Genomic DNA, 19,752 nt, shown 5'->3' with positions numbered 1-19,752 from the left:
GGCGGAATACCATCGACTCCACACCCCGTCACGCTGCATGATCGAAGCGTGCCGCACCGACGGGGACGAGGCGCACCGGCAGCAGCGAAGGGAACCCGTGAACCAGGACGACGCCAGCGGCGAGAACGACCGGCCGCGGTCCGGCCCGGCGGGACCGGAACAGGGCGACGGCAAGCCGCGGCGCACCGACGAACCCGGCGGCGGCATCCTCATGGGCCGTCTCTTCGGCGTGCCCGTGTACGTCGCCCCCAGCTGGTTCCTGGTCGCCGCCCTGATCACCTGGGTCTTCGGCAACCAGATCGACCGCGTGCTGCCCGAGCTCGGCGCCGCCCGCTACCTGGTCTCCCTCTTCTTCGCCGTCGCCTTCTACGCCTCCGTCCTCGTCCACGAGCTCGCCCACACCGTCGCGGCCCTGCGCTTCAAGCTGCCGGTCCGCCGCATCCAGCTCCAGTTCTTCGGCGGCGTCTCCGAGATCGAGAAGGAGGCCGAGACCCCCGGCCGCGAGTTCGTCCTCGCCTTCGTCGGGCCGCTGCTCTCGCTGGTCCTCGCCGGGGTCTTCTACGGGGCCATGGAAGCCGTCCGGCCCGGCACGGTCCCCGGCGTCCTGCTCGCCGGCCTGATGATCTCCAACCTGATCGTGGCCGCCTTCAACCTGCTGCCCGGCCTGCCCCTGGACGGCGGCCGGATGCTGCGCGCCGTCGTCTGGAAGCTCACCGGCAAGCCCATGAGCGGCACCGTCGCCGCCGCCTGGGTCGGCCGCGCCCTCGCCGTCGCCGTCCTCGTGGGCCTGCCGCTGCTCACCCGGACCGGACTGCTCGGCAACGACCCGGACGAGATCAGCGGCGTCGACACCGTCACCGACGCGCTGCTCGCCGCCATCCTCGCCGCGATCATCTGGACCGGCGCCGGCAACAGCCTTCGCATGGCCCGGCTCCGCGAGCACCTGCCCGAACTGCGCGCCCGCACCCTGACCCGGCGGGCCATCCCCGTCCCGCCCGCCACCCCCCTCTCCGAGGCGCTGCGCCGCGCCAACGAGGCCGGCGCCCGGGCCCTGGTCGTCGTCGACGGCGGGGGCAACCCCACCGGACTCGTCCGCGAGACCGCCATCGCCGGCGTCCCCCAGCACCGCCGCCCCTGGGTCGCCGTCAGCGCCCTCTCCCAGGAACTCACCGAGGGCATGCGCGTCCCCGCCGAGCTCGCCGGACAGGGCCTCCTCGACCACCTGCGGGCCAGCCCCGCCACCGAGTACCTCGTCGTGGAGGACTCCGGGGAGATCTACGGAGTGCTCTCCACCGCCGACGTCGAGCGGGCGTTCGTCCGGGCCATGGCAAGACCCTCCTCCTGATCCCGGTACTCTGGTCACATGTCCGAACCGACCGGTGCCGCCCGCCGTCGCGGGCCCTTCAAGGTCGGGGACCAGGTCCAGCTCACCGACCCCAAGGGACGCCACTACACGTTCACGCTCGAGGCCGGGAAGAATTTCCACACCCACAAGGGTTCCTTCCCGCACGACGAGCTGATCGGCGCTCCCGAGGGCAGTGTCGTCCGTACCACGGGAAACGTCGCCTACCTCGCGCTGCGCCCCCTGCTCCCCGACTACGTCCTGTCCATGCCCCGCGGCGCCGCCGTGGTCTACCCGAAGGACGCGGGGCAGATCCTCGCCTTCGCCGACATCTTTCCCGGCGCACGCGTCGTCGAAGCCGGCGTGGGCTCGGGCTCGCTCAGCAGCTTCCTGCTCCGCGCCATCGGCGACAGCGGCATGCTGCACTCCTACGAGCGCCGCGAGGACTTCGCGGAGATCGCCAAGGGCAACGTGGAGCGCTACTTCGGCGGCCCGCACCCCGCCTGGCAGCTCACCGTGGGCGACCTCCAGGACAACCTGACCGACACCGACGTCGACCGGGTCATCCTCGACATGCTCGCCCCGTGGGAGTGCCTGGAGGCCGTCTCCAAGGCGCTCGTCCCCGGCGGCATCCTGTGCTGCTACGTGGCCACCACCACGCAGCTCGCGCGCACCGTGGAGTCCATCCGCGAGTTCGGCTGCTACGCCGAGCCGCAGCCCTGGGAGTCCATGATCCGCAACTGGCACGTCGAGGGCCTGGCCGTCCGCCCGGACCACCGGATGATCGGTCACACCGGCTTCCTCGTCACCGCCCGCCGTCTGGCCGACGGCGTCGAGCCCCCGATGCGCCGCCGCCGTCCCGCCAAGGGCGCCTACGGCGAGGACTACGAGGGCCCGAACAAGGGCTGACCCCCACCCGGCCGTCCCGCGCGGCCGGATCCACCACGACAACGTGACGGCGCCGCCGTCGAGTTCCCCGCCCCCTGGCGAGAACTCGACAGCGGCGCCGCCGCGTTGGTGCCCGCCTTTCCGGGGGTCACCCCCGGCTGTTCCGCCGTCGTGTGACGTATGGCACGATGCTGGCCACTCCCACCGCACCACCTTCACAGGAGACGCCTCGCGTGCAGCCCGCCGCCCTCCCGGACCTCGCGCACACCCACCCCCGCCCGATGCACTGGCTCGCCACCGCGGCCGCCATGGCCGCGGTCGTCGCCGGAGCGGGACTCCTCCAGCCCGAGGCGGCCACCGCCACCGGCGCCGGCGCCGCGCCCGTGGGGGCGCCCCGGGCGGCTCCAGGACCGGCCCCCGAGGCGGCGGGCGCCGCGTACCCCCTGGAGTGCGGGGGAGCGCCCAGCGTCGTCGTCCGGCAGGCCTCCGGGGACCTCGACGGGGACGGGAGCCCGGAGACCGTGGCGGTGGCGCACTGCGACGCCGGGTCGGGCACCCCGCCCAGCGGGGTCTACGTGCTGACGCGCGGGAAGGACGGCGCGGCGAGGGTCGTCGCCACCCTGGTCGAGCCGGCGGTCAAGCAGAGCGTGGAGGCGCTCGCGGTCCGCGACGGCGTGGTCACGGCCACCCTGCTCGGCTACTCCTCGCCGGACGTGCCGAGCTGCTGCCCCGATCTGCGGGAGAGCGCCGAATGGCGCTGGCGGGGCGGTGCGTTCGTGCGCAGCGCTGCCGGAGCGGCCGCGCGGAGCGTGTGAGGGCGGGCGCGGAGCGTCCGCGCCGTCAGTCGGCGTCGGGGCCGTACACCTCGACGCCGTCGGTCACCCGGCGGACGTGGATGCAGTCGCCGGGGCACTCCTTGGCGGAGTCCACCACGTCCTGGAGCAGCGGCAGCGGTACGGGGGTCGTGGCGCCCGGATCCTGGAGCAGTTCGTCGTCCGCGCTCTTCACGTACGCGAGCCCGTCGATGTCCAGCTCGAACACCTCCGGCGCGTACTGCGCGCAGATCCCGTCCCCCGTGCAGAGGTCCTGGTCGATCCAGACCTCCAGCGCCTCCCCGGCGCCCGTGGACGGGACCTCGTGCTGCACGGTCATTTCCCCTGCCGTTTCCTGCGTCCGCTGATCGATTACGAAGTAAGTCGGGCCACCCCTGACGGGTGTTGACCACCGACGACGATACAACCGCGCGCTTTCCGATGTTTGATGGGTGGGTATTTCCCTGGCGTGAGGGGAAGCGCAAGGGTGAAGATCGGACACACCCCGAGAGTCTTTGTGATCTAGGGGTTTCAATCACCACCCACGCAGGTAGGGTCAGGAAGCGTCCAGCTCCCCTTGGAGGAGGTGAGGACCGTGGCAGCCCACGACGACGACATCAACCGCGGCATCCGGCCGGGGCGGGGGTCTGAGGACCCTGCCGGCCAGGTTGCCTATCTCGAGCAGGAAATCGCCGTCCTGCGCCGCAAGCTCGCCGACTCTCCGCGACACACGAGGATTCTCGAGGAGCGGATCGTCGAGCTGCAGACCAACCTGGCCGGCGTGTCCGCTCAGAACGAGCGGCTCGCCAACACGCTCCGTGAGGCCCGCGACCAGATCGTGGCCCTCAAGGAGGAGGTCGACCGGCTCGCGCAGCCGCCGGCCGGCTTCGGGGTGTTCCTGCAGGCCAACGAGGACGACACCTGCGACATCTTCACCGGGGGCCGCAAGCTCCGGGTGAACGTCAGCCCCAGCGTCGCGCTCGAGGAGCTCCGGCGCGGCCAGGAAGTCATGCTCAACGAGGCGCTCAACGTGGTCGAGGCCATGGAATTCGAGCGCACCGGGGACATCGTCACCCTCAAGGAGATCCTCGAGGACGGCGAGCGGGCCCTGGTGATCGGGCACACCGACGAGGAACGGGTGGTCAGGCTCGCCGAGCCGCTGCTGGACGTCACCATCCGCCCCGGCGACGCCCTGCTCCTGGAGCCCCGCTCCGGGTACGTCTACGAGGTCGTGCCCAAGAGCGAGGTCGAGGAGCTCGTCCTCGAAGAGGTCCCCGACGTCGACTACGGCAAGATCGGCGGCCTCGGCGACCAGATCGAACTGATCCGGGACGCCGTGGAGCTCCCGTACCTCTACCCGGACCTCTTCAAGGAGCACGAGCTCCGTCCGCCCAAGGGCATCCTGCTCTACGGGCCCCCCGGCTGCGGCAAGACGCTGATCGCGAAGGCCGTCGCCAACTCCCTTGCCAAGAAGGTCGCCGAGGTCACCGGCCAGCCCGCCGGAAAGTCCTACTTCCTGAACATCAAGGGCCCGGAGCTGCTCAACAAGTACGTCGGCGAGACCGAGCGGCACATCCGCCTGGTCTTCCAGCGGGCCCGTGAGAAGGCGAGCGAGGGCACCCCCGTCATCGTCTTCTTCGACGAGATGGAGTCCCTCTTCCGCACCCGCGGCTCCGGCGTCAGCTCGGACGTGGAGAACACCATCGTCCCGCAGCTGCTCGCGGAGATCGACGGCGTCGAGGGCCTCGAGAACGTGATCGTGATCGGCGCCTCCAACCGCGAGGACATGATCGACCCCGCGATCCTGCGGCCGGGCCGGCTCGACGTCAAGATCAAGATCGAGCGGCCGGACGCCGAGGCGGCGAAGGACATCTTTGCCAAGTACCTCACGTCCTCCCTGCCGCTCCACTCCGACGACGTCGCCGAGCACGGCGGCTCGAAGGAGGCCGCGGCGGTCGGAATGATCCAGTCGGTCGTCGAGAAGATGTACGCCGAGAGCGAGGAGAACCGCTTCCTCGAAGTGACGTACGCGAACGGCGACAAGGAAGTCCTGTACTTCAAGGACTTCAACTCCGGAGCGATGATCCAGAACATCGTCGACCGGGCCAAGAAGATGGCCATCAAGGCCTTCCTCGACCACAACCAGAAGGGCCTCCGGGTCTCCCATCTCCTCCAGGCGTGCGTGGACGAGTTCAAGGAGAACGAGGACCTCCCGAACACCACCAACCCCGACGACTGGGCCCGGATCTCCGGAAAGAAGGGCGAGCGGATCGTCTTCATCCGCACCCTCGTCACCGGAAAGCAGGGCGCGGACACCGGACGCTCCATCGACACGGTGGCCAATACAGGGCAGTACCTCTAGAAACGCGGGCCGGCTGCGGATGTCCGGAGGCACGGACATCCGCAGCCGTCGCATTTCACCTCAGCAAAACCTCGAAACGATCTCCCCACCGGCGCGGAGTCGCTCTAGGCTCGTCGGTACTTGTTGCGCCGCACCCGAAGGGGAGCGCCGCCGGGCAAGGAGGGCCGCATGACCGTACGGCGAGTAATGGGCATCGAGACGGAGTACGGAATCTCCGTCCCGGGCCATCCGAACGCCAATGCCATGCTCACCTCGTCCCAGATCGTCAACGCCTACGCGGCGGCGATGCACCGGGCGCGCCGCGCCCGCTGGGACTTCGAGGAGGAGAATCCGCTGCGGGACGCCCGCGGCTTCGACCTCGCCCGCGAGGCCGCCGACTCCAGCCAGCTCACCGACGAGGACATCGGCCTGGCCAATGTGATCCTCACCAACGGCGCCCGGCTCTACGTGGACCACGCCCACCCCGAGTACAGCGCCCCCGAGGTCACCAATCCGCGCGACGCCGTGCTCTGGGACAAGGCCGGCGAGCGGATCATGGCCGAGGCCGCCGAGCGGGCCGCCCAGCTCCCCGGCGCCCAGCCGATCCACCTCTACAAGAACAACACCGACAACAAGGGCGCCTCGTACGGCACGCACGAGAACTACCTGATGAAGCGGGAGACGCCGTTCTCCGACATCGTGCGCCACCTGACGCCGTTCTTCGTCTCCCGCCAGGTCGTCACGGGCGCCGGCCGCGTGGGCATCGGCCAGGACGGCCGCGAGCACGGCTTCCAGATCAGTCAGCGCGCGGACTACTTCGAGGTCGAGGTCGGCCTCGAGACCACGCTCAAGCGGCCCATCATCAACACCCGCGACGAGCCCCATGCGGACGCCGAGAAGTACCGCAGGCTCCACGTGATCATCGGGGACGCCAATCTCTCCGAGATCTCGACGTACCTCAAGCTGGGCACGACCGCCCTGGTCCTCTCCATGATCGAGGACTCCTTCATCAACGTCGACCTGGCCGTGGACCAGCCCGTCCGCACGCTCCACCAGGTCTCGCACGACCCCGGCCTGCAGCACCTGATCACGCTCCGCAGCGGCCGGACACTCACCGCGGTGCAGCTCCAGATGGAGTACTTCGAGCTGGCCAGGAAGTACGTCGAGGAGCGCTTCGGGGCCGACGCCGACGACCAAACCAAGGACGTCCTCGTCCGCTGGGAGGACACCCTCAACCGGCTCGAGAACGACCCCATGAGCCTGGCCGGCGAGCTCGACTGGATCGCCAAGCGGGAGCTCATGGAGGGCTACCGCCGCAGGGACAGCCTGGACTGGGACGCGGCCCGGCTGCACCTCGTGGACCTCCAGTACGCCGACGTGCGCCCCGAGAAGGGCCTGTACAACCGTCTGGTGGCCCGCGGGCGCATGAAGAGGCTCCTGACCGAGGACGCGGTCGAACGGGCCGAGACGAACCCTCCTGAGGACACCAGGGCCTACTTCCGCGGCCGCTGCCTGGAGCAGTACGCGGACGACGTGGCCGCGGCCTCCTGGGACTCGGTCATCTTCGACCTGCCCGGGCGCGACTCGCTGCAGCGGGTCCCGACCCTGGAACCCCTGCGGGGTACCCGGAACCACGTGAAGGAACTGCTCGACCGCTGCCGCACCGCGGAGGAACTGGTCCGCGTGCTGTCGGGCGGCTGAGACACGCCTGAAAGCCCTCCGGGGAGGGAATCATGAAAGCGACCCCCGCGGACGTACCAGCGACCGCGGGGCCGATGTCAGACCAGGCTCGTAGGGTCTGATCTCGACAGACTCAACCGAGCGGGCCGATTCGAGCGGGGTGAGGGAAATGGCGACCAAGGACACCGGCGGCGGACAGCAGAAGGCGCAGCGGACCACCGAGGAGGTCGAGGAGACCACCACGGAGGCGAGCTCCGACCTCAAGGAACGCCAGGAGAAGCTCTCGGAGGACGTGGACTCCGTCCTGGACGAGATCGACGACGTCCTCGAGGAGAACGCCGAGGACTTCGTGCGGTCGTTCGTGCAGAAGGGCGGCGAGTAACCCCACCCTGCCTTCGAAACGAAGACGCAGGCGGGGGTGACGGGCGGAAGCCACGGAGCGTGGCGCCGCGCGCGGCACGGCGGTACGCGCCGGGCGCGCGGCGCCCGCGGCTTCCGCCCAAGCATGTCCCCACTTCATGTGGATCACCGTCGCACGGCGGGTAGGGTCCGTGGCGTAGGGTGCTTCACTGCAATTTCAGCGCTTCAACTGCAATTCGGCCGTCGGCGAGTTGGGCAGCCTCCCGACCGTCGGCCGGCCGTCTCATACCTGGAGGGACACGCGTGGAAGCCAACACTCGTAGCACCGGGCGTCTACCCGCTGCCTTCCTGACGCCGGGCTCGTCCTCGTTCATGGACTTCCTGTCCGCGCACTCCCCGGACCTGCTCCCGGGCAACCGGAAGCTGCCCGAGGGGATCGTCGAGGCCCCGCACGGCACGACCATCGTCGCCACCACCTTCCCCGGCGGCGTGGTGCTCGCCGGTGACCGGCGGGCCACGATGGGCAACATGATCGCGCAGCGGGACATCGAGAAGGTCTTCCCGGCGGATGAGTACTCGGCCGTGGGCATCGCCGGCACCGCCGGCCTGGCCGTGGAGATGGTCAAGCTCTTCCAGCTGGAGCTGGAGCACTTCGAGAAGGTCGAAGGCGCGCAGCTCTCCCTGGAGGGCAAGGCCAACCGGCTCTCCACGATGATCCGCAGCAACCTGGGCATGGCCATGCAGGGCCTGGCCGTGGTCCCGCTGTTCGCGGGCTACGACCTGGACCGCGAGCGCGGCCGGATCTTCTCCTACGACGTCACCGGCGGCCGCTCCGAGGAGCACGGCTACGCGGCCACCGGTTCCGGCTCCCTGTTCGCCCGGGGCGCCATGAAGAAGCTCTACCGCGACGACCTGACGGAGCAGCAGGCGACCACGCTGGTCGTGCAGGCGCTGTACGACGCGGCGGACGACGACTCGGCGACCGGCGGCCCGGACGTGGCCCGCAGGATCTACCCGATCGTCACCGTCATCACCGAGGACGGTTTCCGCCGGCTCACCGACACCGAGTCCTCGGAGATCGCCCGCTCGATCCTGGAGCGCCGCCTCGAACAGCCCGACGGCCCGCGCGCCGCGCTGCTCTGACTCACTCGCCACTGACAGAAAGGGACGGATAGCCGGTGTCCACGCCGTTCTATGTCTCTCCCCAGCAGGCCATGGCCGACCGGGCGGAGTACGCCCGCAAGGGCATCGCCCGCGGCCGCAGCCTGGTCGTCCTCCAGTACTCCGACGGCATCGTGTTCGTCGGTGAGAACCCGTCCCGCGCGCTGCACAAGTTCAGCGAGATCTACGACCGGATCGGCTTCGCGGCGGCCGGCAAGTACAACGAGTACGAGAACCTCCGCATCGGCGGCGTCCGTTACGCCGATCTGCGGGGCTACACCTACGACCGCGACGACGTGACGGCGCGCGGTCTGGCCAACGTCTACGCGCAGACGCTGGGCACCATCTTCTCCAGCGCCGGCGAGAAGCCGTACGAGGTGGAGCTGGTCGTCGCCGAGGTGGGCGAGTCCCCCGAGGGCGACCAGATCTACCGGCTGCCGCACGACGGCTCGATCGTGGACGAGCACGGCTCGGTCGCGGTCGGCGGCAACGCCGAGCAGATCAGCAGCTTCCTGGACCAGCGGCACCGAGACGGGATGTCGCTCGCCGAGGCCCTGAAGCTGGCGGTGCAGGCCCTGTCCCGCGACACCAACGGCAGCGAGCGGGAGATCCCCGCGGAGCGGCTGGAGGTGGCGGTCCTGGACCGTACGCGGCCGCAGCAGCGCAAGTTCAAGCGGATCGTGGGGCGCCAGCTCTCCCGGCTGCTCGAAGCGGACAACGCGGCGCTGGCCAAGACGGACGACCCGTCCGACGAGCTGCCCGAGGCCGGCTCCGAGGAGTAGCGCGTACGCCGACGGGCCCCGTCCTTCCGCCGCAGCGGAGGGCCGGGGCCCGTCCCCATGTCCGGGCGGCGGCCGGGACGCGGCTCAGGAGGCCGGGGGAGGCCCCGAGGAGCCCCGCGCGACGAGGGTGACCGGCAGGAAGCCGCGTTCCGGCTCCTCGCCCGCCAGAACGGCCAGGAGCGCCGCCATGCCCTGTTCGCCGATCCGCTCGGCCGGCAGCCGGACCGTGGTGAGCTCGGGCTCCACGGCGGTGGCGAGCGCCAGGTCGTCGAAGCCGGTCACCGACACGTCCTCGGGCACCCGCAGACCGAGCCGCCGTACGGCCTTGCAGGCGCCGGCGGCCAGGATGTCGTCGTCGCAGACGATCGCGGTGGGCCGCGGCCCCGGTCCGCCCAGCGCCTGCTCGACGGCGGCACGGGCCCCGGCGACGTCGAGCGGGGCGCGAACGGTGCGCACCCGGACGTCCCGCAGCGCCTCGGCGAGGGCGGCGGCGCGCACGTCGAAGGTCCAGGAGGGCACCGCGGACGCCAGGTGCAGGAACCTCCGGTGGCCCAGCGCCAGCAGATGGTCCGTCACCTGGCGCATGCCGTCGGCGATGTCGAGGTTGACCTGCGCGGCGGAGCCGGTGTCGGCGGGGTCGCTGTCGAGCATCACCAGCGGCAGATCGGTCCCCCGGAAGGCGGTGAGCGCCTGCGTGGCCATGGACGAGGCGATCACGCCGTCCAGGGCGGCGCGGGCGGAGGCGAAGGGGTCCCGGGCGGGGCCGACGCCCTCGGGGGAGGGGTACAGCACCACGCCGAAGCCGTGCCGCGCGGCGACCGTCGCGGCGCCGGTGTAGACCCGGGCGAAGAACTCGTTGGTGAGCGCGGGGACCACGAGCAGGGCGGTCCGGGTGTGGCCGAGGCGCAGATTGCGGGCGGCGAGGTTGGGCCGGTAGCCGAGCTCGCGCGCGGCCTCGCGGACCAGTCCCGCGGTGCGTTCGGAGACGCGGCCGCGCCATTTGTCGCCGAGCACGAGCGAAACCGTGGCCTGGGAGACCCCTGCGGCGCGCGCGACGTCGCGGCTGGTGGGCCGCGCCGGCCCGGGGGAATCCGTGGTCTGCACTCACTGCCTCCGCTGGGCCGGGTCCGGGCCGCGGGGTGGACCCGCGTACGGAGGCCATGGTACGTATGACACACGACGTTATACGTAAAACCTCGGGGTCGCCCGGGAGGAGACCCCGGGAGTGCGCCCCGGGAAGAAGGAGGCAGGGATGACCAGCGAGGCCGGCCCGAGCGGCGGTTACCTCGACATCCTCCGGGCGCCCCACGCCGCCCGGCTGCTCGCGGGCACCCTCCTCGGCCGGCTGCCCAACGGCACCGGCCCCGTCGCGATCGTGCTCTTCGCCCGCGCCGAGGGCGGCTCGTACAGCCTCGCCGGAGGACTCGCGGCCGCGTACGGCCTCGCCAACGCCGTCGGGCAGCCCCTGCTCGGCCGCCTGGTCGACCTCAAGGGGCAGCCGAAGGTCCAGCTCCCGGCCGCGGTCGTCTCCGCGCTCGGCATGGTCCTGCTCGCCGTCGCCGGCATCCAGCCGCTCGCCCTGGCCTACGCGGCCGTGGTCGTCGCCGGACTGTTCACCCCGCCCCTGGAGGGCGGCCTGCGGGCCCTGTGGCCCGGCGTCCTCGGCAACGAGGACCGGGTGCACCGGGCGTACGCCCTGGACGCCGTCGCCCAGGAGGTCATGTTCACCGTCGGGCCGCTCCTGGTGACCCTCCTGGTGGCGCTGCACTCCCCGGCCGCCGCCCTGCTGGTCATCAACGCGCTCGGGGTGCTCGGCGCGCTCTCCGTGGTGCTCTCCGAGCCGTCCCGCGCCTGGCGCTCCGCGCCCCGGGAGGCCCACTGGCTGGGCGCGCTGCGCTCGCCCGGCCTGCTGGCGCTCCTCGGCTCGTTCCTCTTCGTCGGCATCGCCCTGGGCTCCATCACGGTCGCCGCCGTCGCGTACGCCGACGACCACGGCGACGAGTCGGTGTACGGCTGGCTGATGGCCGCCCTGGGCCTCGGCGCCCTGGTCGGCGGCGTGCTGTACGGAGCGCGGCAGTGGGCCGGCTCGCCCGAGCGGCGGCTGCGCGTGATCGTCGCCCTGCTCGCCCTCGGCTACGTGCCGCTGGTCCTCACCCCCGGGGTCGCCGTCATGACGGCCCTGTCGGCCCTCGCGGGCGTCTTCCTGGCCCCGGCCCTCGCCTGCGGCTTCATCGTCGTGGACCGGCACGCCCCGCGCGGCACCGTCACCGAGGCGTTCTCCTGGCTGGTCACCACCTTCGGCGTCGGCGCCGCCCTGGGCACCGCGGCCGCCGGGCCCGCCGTCGAGCTGTCCGGCACCTCCGCGGGCTTCGGCGTGGCCGTCGCGGCGGGCTTCGCGGCCCTCCTGGTGCTCGCGGCCACCGGCCGCGCGCTCGCCGCGCCGGGGCGCTCCGTACGACACGCCGGGCACGGCTCGGGCGCCGCTCACCCCGACAACTCCGCGCCGTCGGAGGAAAACGATCGGAACGCGGCCGTCGAACCCGGTTTCAGCTCGGGCCATCAGGCGTAATGTTCCCTCATGGACCGCCGCATTTTCGGGCTGGAGAACGAGTACGGCGTCACGTGCACGTTCAGGGGACAGCGCCGACTGTCTCCTGACGAAGTGGCGCGCTACCTCTTCCGCCGTGTCGTGTCATGGGGCCGCAGCAGCAATGTCTTCCTGCGGAACGGCGCCCGCCTGTACCTCGACGTGGGTTCGCATCCGGAATACGCAACGCCGGAATGCGACAACGTGACCGAGCTGGTCACCCACGACAAGGCCGGCGAGCGCATTCTCGAAGGTCTGCTCGTCGACGCGGAACGCCGCCTGCACGAGGAGGGAATCGCGGGCGACGTCTACCTCTTCAAGAACAACACCGATTCGGCGGGAAACTCCTACGGCTGCCACGAGAACTATCTCGTCGCCCGGCACGGCGAGTTCTCCCGGCTCGCGGACATCCTCATCCCGTTCCTGGTCACCCGTCAGCTCATCTGCGGCGCCGGCAAGGTGCTGCAGACCCCGCGCGGGGCCGTCTACTGCGTCTCCCAGCGCGCCGAGCACATCTGGGAGGGCGTCAGCTCCGCGACCACCCGGTCGCGGCCCATCATCAACACCCGTGACGAGCCGCACGCGGACGCCGAGCGCTACCGCCGGCTCCACGTCATCGTCGGCGACTCGAACATGTCCGAGACCACGATGCTGCTCAAGGTCGGCGCGACCGACCTCGTGCTGCGCATGATCGAGGCCGGCACGGTGATGCGCGACCTGACCCTGGAGAACCCGATCCGGGCGATCCGCGAGGTCAGCCACGACATCACCGGCCAGCGCAAGGTCCGCCTGGCCAGCGGCCGCGAGGCCTCCGCGCTGGAGGTCCAGCGGGAGTACTACGAGAAGGCCGCCGACTTCGTCGACCGCCGGGGCATCCGCACCGGCATCGTCGCCCAGGTCCTGGAGCTCTGGGGCCGCACGCTCGACGCGATCGAGGCGGAGGACCTCGACCGCATCGGCACCGAGATCGACTGGGTGATGAAGTACAAGCTCATCGAGCGGTACCGCGCCAAGAACAACATGACCATGTCGCACCCGCGGGTCGCGCAGATAGACCTCGCGTACCACGACATCCACCGTCGCCGCGGCCTGTACTACCTCCTGGAGCGCAACGGCCAGGCGGCCCGGATCTGCAACGACGTGAAGATCTTCGAGGGCAAGTCGGTGCCCCCGCAGACCACCCGCGCCCGGCTGCGCGGCGACTTCATCCGCCGCGCCCAGGAGCAGCGCCGTGACTTCACGGTGGACTGGGTGCACCTGAAGCTCAACGACCAGGCGCAGCGCACGGTCCTGTGCAAGGACCCGTTCCGCTCCGTCGACGACCGGGTGGAGAAGCTGATCGCCGGCATGTGAGCCGGCGGCCGGCCGAATCCGACGACCGGCCGGATCCAGAGGCGCCGCCGCCCGCGGCCGCACGCGTGTCCTCGTGACCGCATGCATTCCGCGGGCGGCGGCGCCTCTTTTCGTCGTGCGAGAGATCTCACACGGCACGGAGCGTTGTGCGCGTGCCACGGAGAAAGAAATTCCGAATTGGAAGTTCCCCTTCCGGAAAAGCGGCGGTCAGTCCGGATGAATCGGGCATGAAAGGGTGTCAGGCTCTCGTTCCGCCCCTTCCGACTTCCTTCACCGATGCGCAAGTCATTAAACGAGCGAGCCCCCGGCCGGTATCGGCGGCCTCCGGTCGGCGTGATAGCTTCCCGTCGACCAAGCAGCACAAGGGGGAACGATGCGCATCAGCAGCATCACTACAGGAAAAGGGCGGAAGGCATTCGCCCTGGGAGTGGCCGGCAGCGTCATGGCCGCCACTCTTGTAGGAATAACGGCCTCCCCGGCTTCGGCCTATTGCCGGTCCGGGATGGTCAAGTGGCGGACGTCCGGGACGAAGTCCCTCGCGGCGAACACCAATTTTCCGCGGAGTCTCCGGGACGGCCTCAAGGGCGGCCTCACCCAGTGGAACCGCAGCGGCTCGGGCCTGAAGTACGCGGCTCCGACGTACACCAGCGGCTGGCAGATCTACGCCTTCCGCGCGTCCTACACCTACTCGAACCTCATGGGCCCCGCGCCGGGCTATGCCGCGACCCAGCGGTCCGGCTCCTCGCACAACGGCGGCACGCTGTACCTGAACAACCGGTTCACCTGGGTCAACGGCAGCCAGAACATCTCCGCCCGCAAGGCCGACGTCCAGACCGTCGTGGTGCACGAGGTCGGTCACTTCACCGGTCTCGCCCACCCGTGGCCCGGCCACTGCACCGACGGCACCGCGTACACGGACGCGGAGAAGAAGTCCGTCATGACGACGATCAACACCGGTACGCGGCGCTCGCTCAACAGCGATGACGTGCGCGGCGTGACGACGCTTTACTGACGGGGGAAATCACGATGCGTGGAATGACGCGTCCGCGTGCTCACGTACGCGTGGCGGTAATCGCCGCCGCACTGGCTCTCGGAGTCACCGGCTGCTCCCAGGCGCCGCAGGCTTCGCAGCCGGAGAAGAACCGCGGGGCCGAAAAGGCCGAGCGGGTCATCGAGGGGCATTCCTACAAGGTCGACAGCGGCCCCGCCGCTGCCGCCGCCTTTCCCATGAACGCGAATGTCTTCGAGGGCAAGGTCGTGGCCCTGAAGCCGGATGTCCGGGCCGTCGACAAACTCGACGACGGCTCGGAATTCGAGGTGGTCTACACGCCGGTCGTGATCCGGGTGACCACCGTCCACAAGGGAACGCTCAAGCCGGGCGCGGACGTCGTCGTGCGCTCCATGGGCGGCACCGCCGACGGCGTCACGTACCGGACGGAGGAGGCGCCCGCCAAGGAGACCTTCGCCAAGGGCCGGTCGCTGTTCGTCTTCGGCGGCGCGCTGGAGGCCGTCGACTCGGAGACCGCGCCGGCGATCACGCCGCACTTCGTCTACCGCGAGTCCGGCGCGGCGTACGTGGACGCCACGTACGCCAGCGGATCGAGCGGCGCGAGCGTCAGCAAGAGCACGCTCCGCTCCCACGTGGGTGTACGGAACTCCGGTTCCTGACCCGCCCCGAACCGGCCGCAACCCCGCAGGGGGTTGCGGCCGCGGCCGTGTCGCCGCGTGTCGCGGAGCCCCTCGGAGCTCGGGGGCCGACCCGTAGAGTGGGCCCGTTCCCATTGACCCCGACTCCCAGTTGGACTGATGAACCACAAGACGATGCGACGTATCGGCGCACTGCTGGCCGTGCCTGCCCTGCTGTTCACCGCCGCGTGCGGATCGGACTCGGAGTCCGACGCACCGGCGGGTGCCGTGGCCCAGGTCAAGGGGAAGTTCGGGGAGCAGCCCGACGTCTCCATCCCGAAGGACGGGGAGGCGGCCGACAAGACGGTGATCAAGACCGTCTCGGAGGGCAGCGGCAAGGAGGTCGCCAAGGGCGACTTCGTCCGCCTCGACTGGATGGTCGAGAAGTGGAAGGGCGGCGAGTCGCTCGGCAGCACCTGGACCCAGCAGCCCGGCGCCAAGGGCCCGCGCCGCCAGGAGGTGGGCCGTGTCGGCCAGCCCAGCCAGCAGCTGCCCGAGAAGGTCCTCGGCTCGGTCGAGGGCAAGAAGGCCGGCAGCCGCATCCTTCTGCAGGGCACCGCGGGCGACCTGGTCGGCCAGAACCTGAACCCGCAGACCGGCCTGACCGAGAAGGACGTCCTCGTCTGGGTCGTCGACATCGTCGGAGCCGCCACCGTCGACTCCAAGGCCGAGGTCAAGGGCACGCAGGCGGCCCCGGAGGCCGGCATGCCCGAGGTGACGGCCGCCGGCCAGAAGGCCGCCACGATCGTCATCCCCAAGGGCGAGAAGGCCCCGACCACGCTGAAGCAGCAGGTGCTCATCAAGGGCAAGGGCCCGAAGGTCCAGGCCGGACAGGGCCTGATCGCCCAGTACACCGGCGTGAAGTGGGAGGACGGCAAGAAGTTCGACTCCTCCTGGGACCACGGCGGCGCCACCGCCTTCCAGATCGGCAACGGCTCCGTCGTCGAGGGCTGGGACCAGGGTCTCGTCGGCAAGAACGTCGGCGACCGCGTGCTGCTGGTGATCCCGCCGGCCCTCGGCTACGGCGCCAACCCGAGCAGCGAGCTGGCGAAGAACACCCTCGTCTTCTCGGTCGACATCCTGGGCGCGGTCTGACCCCGGAACCGGCGGCCCCCACCCGGGTCTGGAAGACTCTCCCCGTAGTACGCCAGCAAGAAGGAGCACACTGCAGTGAGCATCGACAAGCCCGAGGTCGACTTCCCGGGCGGCGAGCCGCCGAAGGATCTGGAGATCAAGGACATCTGGGAGGGTGACGGCCCGGTCGCCAAGGCCGGCGACAACGTCCTGGTCCACTACGTGGGTGTCTCCTTCGACTCCGGCGAGGAGTTCGACGCCTCCTGGAACCGCGGCGCCCCGCTGCCGTTCCGGCTGGGCGTCGGCCAGGTCATCGCGGGCTGGGACCAGGGCGTGCAGGGCATGAAGGTCGGCGGCCGCCGTCAGCTGATCATCCCGCCGCACCTCGCCTACGGCGACCGCGGCGCCGGCGGCAAGATCGGCCCCGGCGAGACGCTGATCTTCGTCTGCGACCTCGTCTCCGTCGGCGGCTGACCCCGCCTGCGAACGATCTCCCGAGGGCCCCCGCCTCCACGGCGGGGGCCCTCGGCTTTTGTCCGGACACCCCGGGGCGGTACGGTCGGACCGCGAGAAGTCAATCCGGCAGAAGAGGTGCAAGGCGTCGATGGCCATTGCCAAGGCCGAGCGGCTGATGAACCTGGCGCTGTGCCTGCTGGGCACCCGCCGCCCGCTGAGCAAGCGGGAGCTGCGCGGCTCCATCGAGGCCTACATGGAAGCCGGCTCGGACGACTCCTTCAACCGGATGTTCGAGCGTGACAAGGACGATCTGCGCGAGCTCGGCCTGGTCATCGAGACCGTCGAGAACCTCGACGGCGAGACCGGCTACCTGGCCCGCCGCGACTCCAACCGCCTCCCGCCCATCACCCTCGACGCCGAGGAGGCCGCCGCCCTCGGCCTCGCCGCCAAGGTGTGGCAGCAGGCCCGGCTCGCCGGCGCCGCCAGCGGCGCGCTCCAGAAGCTCCGCGCCGCCGGCATGCCCGAGGCGGAGGACGCGTACGACACCCAGCACAGCGCCCTCGAACCGCGCATCCCCGTCCACGAGGCCGCCTTCGAGCCGCTGATGCTGGCCTGCCGCGACCGCCGCCCGGTCACCTTCGAGTACCGCAAGGCCAGCGCCGCCCGCCCCGAGCCCCGCCAGGTCGAGCCCTGGACCCTGGAGTGCTGGCGCGGCCACTGGTACCTCGCCGGCTGGGACCGCGACCGCAAGGCCGAGCGCGTGTTCCGGCTCTCCCGGATCACCGGCAAGGTCCGCTCCCGCGCCGGGGCCTTCACCGCGCCCGTCCCCGACGTGGTCACCGTCCGCGAGACCGTCGAGACCTGGGCCGGCGAGACCGCCACCCGCTCCGCCCGCATCCGGCTGCGCTCCGGCAGCGGCTACCCGCTGCGGGCCCGCGCCACCTCCGTGCGCGAGGCGGGCGAGGGCTGGGACGAGCTGGAGATCCCGTACGGGCACGGCCTGGACGCCTGGCTCGTCGAGTTCGGTCCCGACGTGGTCGTCCTGGAGCCCGAGGACCTGCGGGCCGACGTGGTGGACCGGCTGCGCGCCGTGGCCAAGGGCTGAGGGGGAGAGGAACGACCATGGCAGCCAACGCCATCGACCAGACGAGGCGGATGCTCTCCCTCGTCACCTATCTGCGCGAGCGCCCCGGCGCCCACGTCGCGGACGTCGCCCGCGCCTTCGGCATCACCGAGGACGAGCTGATCTCCGACCTCGACGTGCTGCCCATGTGCGGCACCAGCTTCCGGGGCGGCGACCTGCTGGACATCGACACCGACGGCGAGCGGATCTGGTGGCGCAACCCGGGCGCCCTCGCCGCGGAGGCCGCCGAGCCGCTGCGGCTCGCCGCCGACGAGGCGACCGCGCTGCTGGTCGCCGCCCGCGCCGTCGCCACCCTGCCGGGGCTGCGCGAGGGCGACCGGGAGGCGCTGCTGCGGGCCACCGCGAAGCTGGAGGCCGCGGCCGGCGAGGCAGCCGGGGCCAGCTCCCGGCTCTCGGTCACCTTCGAGTCCGAGGGCGGCGTGTTCGCCGAGGTCGACCGGGCCATCTCCGAGCGCCGGCGGCTCTGGGTGCGGTACTACTCGCCCGCCCGCGACGAGCTCACCGAGCGCGAGGTGGACCCGATCCGGCTGTTCGCCGTGGGCCACACGTACATGGAGGCGTGGTGCCACCTCTCCGAGGCGCGCCGCACCTTCCGGCTCGACCGGGTCGCCGAGATCCGGATCCTCGACGAGTCCTCAGCGCCGCCGGAGATCGAGCTGCGGGACCTGTCCGAGGGGCTGGTGCAGCCCTCCGCGGAGGACCCCGAGGTCGTGGTGGAGGTCGGGCCCGGCGGCCGCTGGGTCGCCGAGTACTACCCGCACGACCGGGCCGAGGAACTGCCCGACGGCGGTCTGCGGATCACGCTGCGCACGCCCGCGCCCGCCTCGCTGCGCCGGCTCGCCCTGCGGCTGGGCAGCGACGGGCGGATCGTCGCCCCGCAGGACCTGGCGGACAGCGCCCGGCGGGCGGCGGCCGAGGCCCTGGCGGCGTACGAGACGGTCTGAGGCCGTGGCGCGGGTGACGCCCGGGAAGCCGGGGACGCTGTACAGGACGTGCTCCGCGTGAAGCACGAGAGCGTCCGGACCGGCGGGGCGCACGAGTTCAGCGAATTGGGAGAGGTGAGGGAAATGTCCGTGATGCACGGAATTCCGATGACGGCGGCCCCGGTGCTCTTCAAGGCCGCCTGCCCCGAGTGCCGTTCCCGCTTCGAACTGGCCGCCGGAGCGCTGCGCCTCGCCATCGGCGGCAGCCGCCGCACCACCTTCTACTCCTTCACCTGCCCCGAGTGCGGCAGCTCCGTCCGCAAGCCGGCCGGAGAGCGCATCGTCGAGCTGCTGACCGGCGGCGGAGTCAGCACGCTGCGCCTGCATTCGACGGTCTAGGCTCGCCCCATGTTCTGGCCCATGCTCGCCGTCGCCCTCGGCTTCCTCGGCATCGCCGTCCTCGGCGTCCTCGCCATCAAGGTCTTCCTGGAGGCCCGGCGGCTCGGCCGTCAAGTGGCGGAGACCACACAGCGCATCAACCGCGCCGCCGAAGACCTCGAACAGGCGGCCACCCACCTGAGCCGCACGGGGGGCGCGCTGCGCTGAGGCCGCGCTGAGGCGGTCTCCTCGGCTCGCGGGCCCCGGGGTACCCTGCTGAAGCGGCCGAGGTCAAGAGGCCCCGGGCCGCAGCCACGTGTATGCACAGGGATTGCCCTGCGTTTACTCGTGCGCGTTACGATCGCTGGACGGTCGGGGTTCGGACAGCAGTCCGGGCGGCGGCCGGACAGCCCCGCCCCAAGCCGCCTCGGTGAGAAGGTAGACAGACTTATGTTGCATCAGATCGGTGGCCTCGAGATTGCCCTGATTCTCCTCGTCGTCGTGCTGCTCTTCGGCGCCAAGAAGCTCCCCGAGATGGCCCGTTCGCTGGGCAAGTCGGCCCGCATCCTCAAGAGCGAGGCCAAGGCGATGAAGTCGGAGGGCCAGCAGACCGCCCCCGCCGACCCGCCGGCCGACCAGAACGCCACCGCGCCGCGCACCATCAAGGCCGCCCCCGGCGACGCCGCCACCGCGCGTCCGGTCACCGAGACCACGGACTCCGCGCAGCGCTGACCCGGCCGCGGCGTACCGCGCCGCTCGACTTCCAGGGCCGCTCCACAGCGGCC

Annotated in this window: 21 protein-coding genes; 19 read left to right on the top strand and 2 right to left on the bottom strand. The window is 71.1% G+C overall.

Features of this window, described 5'->3' with window-relative positions; genetic code table 11:
- Nucleotides 1-37: 37 nt before the first annotated feature.
- From ACNJ93_RS05145 to ACNJ93_RS05135, 3 genes are all read left to right on the top strand, one after another.
- On the top strand, nucleotides 38-1,345 hold the full coding sequence (locus ACNJ93_RS05145; protein ID WP_418956127.1) for a site-2 protease family protein: 1,308 nt from the start codon (nucleotides 38-40) through the stop codon (nucleotides 1,343-1,345).
- Between the two features lie 18 nt (nucleotides 1,346-1,363).
- The gene (locus ACNJ93_RS05140) at nucleotides 1,364-2,251 is read left to right on the top strand and encodes a tRNA (adenine-N1)-methyltransferase (protein WP_393647736.1); all 888 of its coding nucleotides are present in this window, start codon (nucleotides 1,364-1,366) and stop codon (nucleotides 2,249-2,251) included.
- Nucleotides 2,252-2,463: 212 nt separating this feature from the next.
- The gene (locus tag ACNJ93_RS05135) at nucleotides 2,464-3,045 is read left to right on the top strand and encodes a hypothetical protein (protein ID WP_418956126.1); all 582 of its coding nucleotides are present in this window, start codon (nucleotides 2,464-2,466) and stop codon (nucleotides 3,043-3,045) included.
- 25 nt (nucleotides 3,046-3,070) lie between these two features.
- Here the strand turns inward: ACNJ93_RS05135 and ACNJ93_RS05130 are convergent, their stop codons facing one another.
- Nucleotides 3,071-3,382: a ferredoxin gene (locus tag ACNJ93_RS05130; RefSeq protein ID WP_418956125.1), complete on the bottom strand. Its 312-nt coding sequence runs from the start codon at nucleotides 3,380-3,382 to the stop codon at nucleotides 3,071-3,073.
- A gap of 255 nt (nucleotides 3,383-3,637) precedes the next feature.
- On the opposite strand from ACNJ93_RS05130, the gene arc reads away from it, so the two are divergent.
- The 5 genes from arc (at nucleotide 3,638) to prcA (ending at nucleotide 9,366) form a co-directional block, all read left to right on the top strand.
- The gene (arc, locus tag ACNJ93_RS05125; protein WP_418956124.1) at nucleotides 3,638-5,404 is read left to right on the top strand and encodes a proteasome ATPase; all 1,767 of its coding nucleotides are present in this window, start codon (nucleotides 3,638-3,640) and stop codon (nucleotides 5,402-5,404) included.
- Nucleotides 5,405-5,572: 168 nt separating this feature from the next.
- Entirely contained in the window at nucleotides 5,573-7,084 is a 1,512-nt protein-coding gene (gene dop / locus ACNJ93_RS05120) for a depupylase/deamidase Dop (RefSeq protein ID WP_418956123.1), read from the top strand.
- A gap of 148 nt (nucleotides 7,085-7,232) precedes the next feature.
- The gene (locus tag ACNJ93_RS05115) at nucleotides 7,233-7,445 is read left to right on the top strand and encodes a ubiquitin-like protein Pup (protein WP_418956122.1); all 213 of its coding nucleotides are present in this window, start codon (nucleotides 7,233-7,235) and stop codon (nucleotides 7,443-7,445) included.
- 281 nt (nucleotides 7,446-7,726) lie between these two features.
- On the top strand, nucleotides 7,727-8,566 hold the full coding sequence (gene prcB, locus ACNJ93_RS05110) for a proteasome subunit beta (protein ID WP_418956121.1): 840 nt from the start codon (nucleotides 7,727-7,729) through the stop codon (nucleotides 8,564-8,566).
- A gap of 35 nt (nucleotides 8,567-8,601) precedes the next feature.
- Entirely contained in the window at nucleotides 8,602-9,366 is a 765-nt protein-coding gene (gene prcA, locus ACNJ93_RS05105) for a proteasome subunit alpha (RefSeq protein WP_418956120.1), read from the top strand.
- 84 nt (nucleotides 9,367-9,450) lie between these two features.
- On the opposite strand, the gene ACNJ93_RS05100 is transcribed toward prcA, so the two are convergent.
- Entirely contained in the window at nucleotides 9,451-10,470 is a 1,020-nt protein-coding gene (locus tag ACNJ93_RS05100; RefSeq protein WP_418956119.1) for a LacI family DNA-binding transcriptional regulator, read from the bottom strand.
- Between the two features lie 148 nt (nucleotides 10,471-10,618).
- Here ACNJ93_RS05100 and ACNJ93_RS05095 point away from each other — a divergent pair, with 148 nt between their 5' ends.
- The 11 genes from ACNJ93_RS05095 to tatA all read left to right on the top strand — a co-directional run bounded on the left by ACNJ93_RS05095 (nucleotide 10,619) and on the right by tatA (nucleotide 19,699).
- Nucleotides 10,619-11,935, top strand: coding sequence for an MFS transporter (locus ACNJ93_RS05095; RefSeq protein ID WP_418956118.1), 1,317 nt, complete (start codon nucleotides 10,619-10,621; stop codon nucleotides 11,933-11,935).
- A 9-nt stretch (nucleotides 11,936-11,944) separates the two neighbouring features.
- On the top strand, nucleotides 11,945-13,306 hold the full coding sequence (gene pafA / locus ACNJ93_RS05090) for a Pup--protein ligase (protein ID WP_418956117.1): 1,362 nt from the start codon (nucleotides 11,945-11,947) through the stop codon (nucleotides 13,304-13,306).
- A 502-nt stretch (nucleotides 13,307-13,808) separates the two neighbouring features.
- Nucleotides 13,809-14,318: a matrixin family metalloprotease gene (locus ACNJ93_RS05085; protein ID WP_418956116.1), complete on the top strand. Its 510-nt coding sequence runs from the start codon at nucleotides 13,809-13,811 to the stop codon at nucleotides 14,316-14,318.
- Between the two features lie 23 nt (nucleotides 14,319-14,341).
- Nucleotides 14,342-14,974 carry a hypothetical protein gene (locus ACNJ93_RS05080; RefSeq protein WP_418956115.1) on the top strand — a complete coding sequence of 211 codons (633 nt, stop codon included), beginning with the start codon at nucleotides 14,342-14,344 and terminating at the stop codon, nucleotides 14,972-14,974.
- Nucleotides 14,975-15,112: 138 nt separating this feature from the next.
- Nucleotides 15,113-16,087: an FKBP-type peptidyl-prolyl cis-trans isomerase gene (locus ACNJ93_RS05075; RefSeq protein ID WP_418956114.1), complete on the top strand. Its 975-nt coding sequence runs from the start codon at nucleotides 15,113-15,115 to the stop codon at nucleotides 16,085-16,087.
- A 75-nt stretch (nucleotides 16,088-16,162) separates the two neighbouring features.
- Nucleotides 16,163-16,540, top strand: a complete 378-nt coding sequence (locus ACNJ93_RS05070) for an FKBP-type peptidyl-prolyl cis-trans isomerase (protein WP_418956113.1) — start codon at nucleotides 16,163-16,165, stop codon at nucleotides 16,538-16,540.
- A gap of 130 nt (nucleotides 16,541-16,670) precedes the next feature.
- Complete coding sequence (locus ACNJ93_RS05065) at nucleotides 16,671-17,627, top strand: helix-turn-helix transcriptional regulator (RefSeq protein ID WP_418956112.1); 957 nt, start codon at nucleotides 16,671-16,673, stop codon at nucleotides 17,625-17,627.
- A 17-nt stretch (nucleotides 17,628-17,644) separates the two neighbouring features.
- Entirely contained in the window at nucleotides 17,645-18,610 is a 966-nt protein-coding gene (locus ACNJ93_RS05060) for a helix-turn-helix transcriptional regulator (RefSeq protein WP_418956111.1), read from the top strand.
- Nucleotides 18,611-18,733: 123 nt separating this feature from the next.
- On the top strand, nucleotides 18,734-18,988 hold the full coding sequence (locus ACNJ93_RS05055) for a hypothetical protein (protein ID WP_418956110.1): 255 nt from the start codon (nucleotides 18,734-18,736) through the stop codon (nucleotides 18,986-18,988).
- 9 nt (nucleotides 18,989-18,997) lie between these two features.
- Complete coding sequence (locus ACNJ93_RS05050) at nucleotides 18,998-19,195, top strand: hypothetical protein (RefSeq protein ID WP_418956109.1); 198 nt, start codon at nucleotides 18,998-19,000, stop codon at nucleotides 19,193-19,195.
- A gap of 222 nt (nucleotides 19,196-19,417) precedes the next feature.
- Nucleotides 19,418-19,699, top strand: a complete 282-nt coding sequence (gene tatA / locus ACNJ93_RS05045; protein ID WP_418956108.1) for a Sec-independent protein translocase subunit TatA — start codon at nucleotides 19,418-19,420, stop codon at nucleotides 19,697-19,699.
- The last annotated feature ends 53 nt before the right edge of the window (nucleotides 19,700-19,752 follow it).

It is taken from the genome of Streptomyces tritici (assembly GCF_048500665.1).
In the GTDB taxonomy this organism is placed as follows: Bacteria; Actinomycetota; Actinomycetes; order Streptomycetales; family Streptomycetaceae; genus Streptomyces; species Streptomyces tritici.
This window is presented reverse-complemented; position numbering and strand designations above follow the sequence as displayed.

What these genes read in the sequence shown, in the direction of transcription:
- ACNJ93_RS05145 (WP_418956127.1), top strand. Translation starts at nt 38, where the DNA reads ATGATCGAAGCGTGCCGCACCGACGGGGACGAGGCGCACCGGCAGCAG.
- ACNJ93_RS05140 (WP_393647736.1), top strand. Translation starts at nt 1,364, where the DNA reads ATGTCCGAACCGACCGGTGCCGCCCGCCGTCGCGGGCCCTTCAAGGTC.
- ACNJ93_RS05130 (WP_418956125.1), bottom strand. Translation starts at nt 3,382, where the DNA reads ATGACCGTGCAGCACGAGGTCCCGTCCACGGGCGCCGGGGAGGCGCTG.
- dop (WP_418956123.1), top strand. Translation starts at nt 5,573, where the DNA reads ATGACCGTACGGCGAGTAATGGGCATCGAGACGGAGTACGGAATCTCC.
- ACNJ93_RS05115 (WP_418956122.1), top strand. Translation starts at nt 7,233, where the DNA reads ATGGCGACCAAGGACACCGGCGGCGGACAGCAGAAGGCGCAGCGGACC.
- ACNJ93_RS05095 (WP_418956118.1), top strand. Translation starts at nt 10,619, where the DNA reads ATGACCAGCGAGGCCGGCCCGAGCGGCGGTTACCTCGACATCCTCCGG.
- pafA (WP_418956117.1), top strand. Translation starts at nt 11,945, where the DNA reads ATGGACCGCCGCATTTTCGGGCTGGAGAACGAGTACGGCGTCACGTGC.
- ACNJ93_RS05085 (WP_418956116.1), top strand. Translation starts at nt 13,809, where the DNA reads ATGGTCAAGTGGCGGACGTCCGGGACGAAGTCCCTCGCGGCGAACACC.
- ACNJ93_RS05080 (WP_418956115.1), top strand. Translation starts at nt 14,342, where the DNA reads ATGACGCGTCCGCGTGCTCACGTACGCGTGGCGGTAATCGCCGCCGCA.
- ACNJ93_RS05075 (WP_418956114.1), top strand. Translation starts at nt 15,113, where the DNA reads ATGAACCACAAGACGATGCGACGTATCGGCGCACTGCTGGCCGTGCCT.
- ACNJ93_RS05065 (WP_418956112.1), top strand. Translation starts at nt 16,671, where the DNA reads ATGGCCATTGCCAAGGCCGAGCGGCTGATGAACCTGGCGCTGTGCCTG.
- ACNJ93_RS05060 (WP_418956111.1), top strand. Translation starts at nt 17,645, where the DNA reads ATGGCAGCCAACGCCATCGACCAGACGAGGCGGATGCTCTCCCTCGTC.
- ACNJ93_RS05055 (WP_418956110.1), top strand. Translation starts at nt 18,734, where the DNA reads ATGTCCGTGATGCACGGAATTCCGATGACGGCGGCCCCGGTGCTCTTC.
- ACNJ93_RS05050 (WP_418956109.1), top strand. Translation starts at nt 18,998, where the DNA reads ATGTTCTGGCCCATGCTCGCCGTCGCCCTCGGCTTCCTCGGCATCGCC.
- tatA (WP_418956108.1), top strand. Translation starts at nt 19,418, where the DNA reads ATGTTGCATCAGATCGGTGGCCTCGAGATTGCCCTGATTCTCCTCGTC.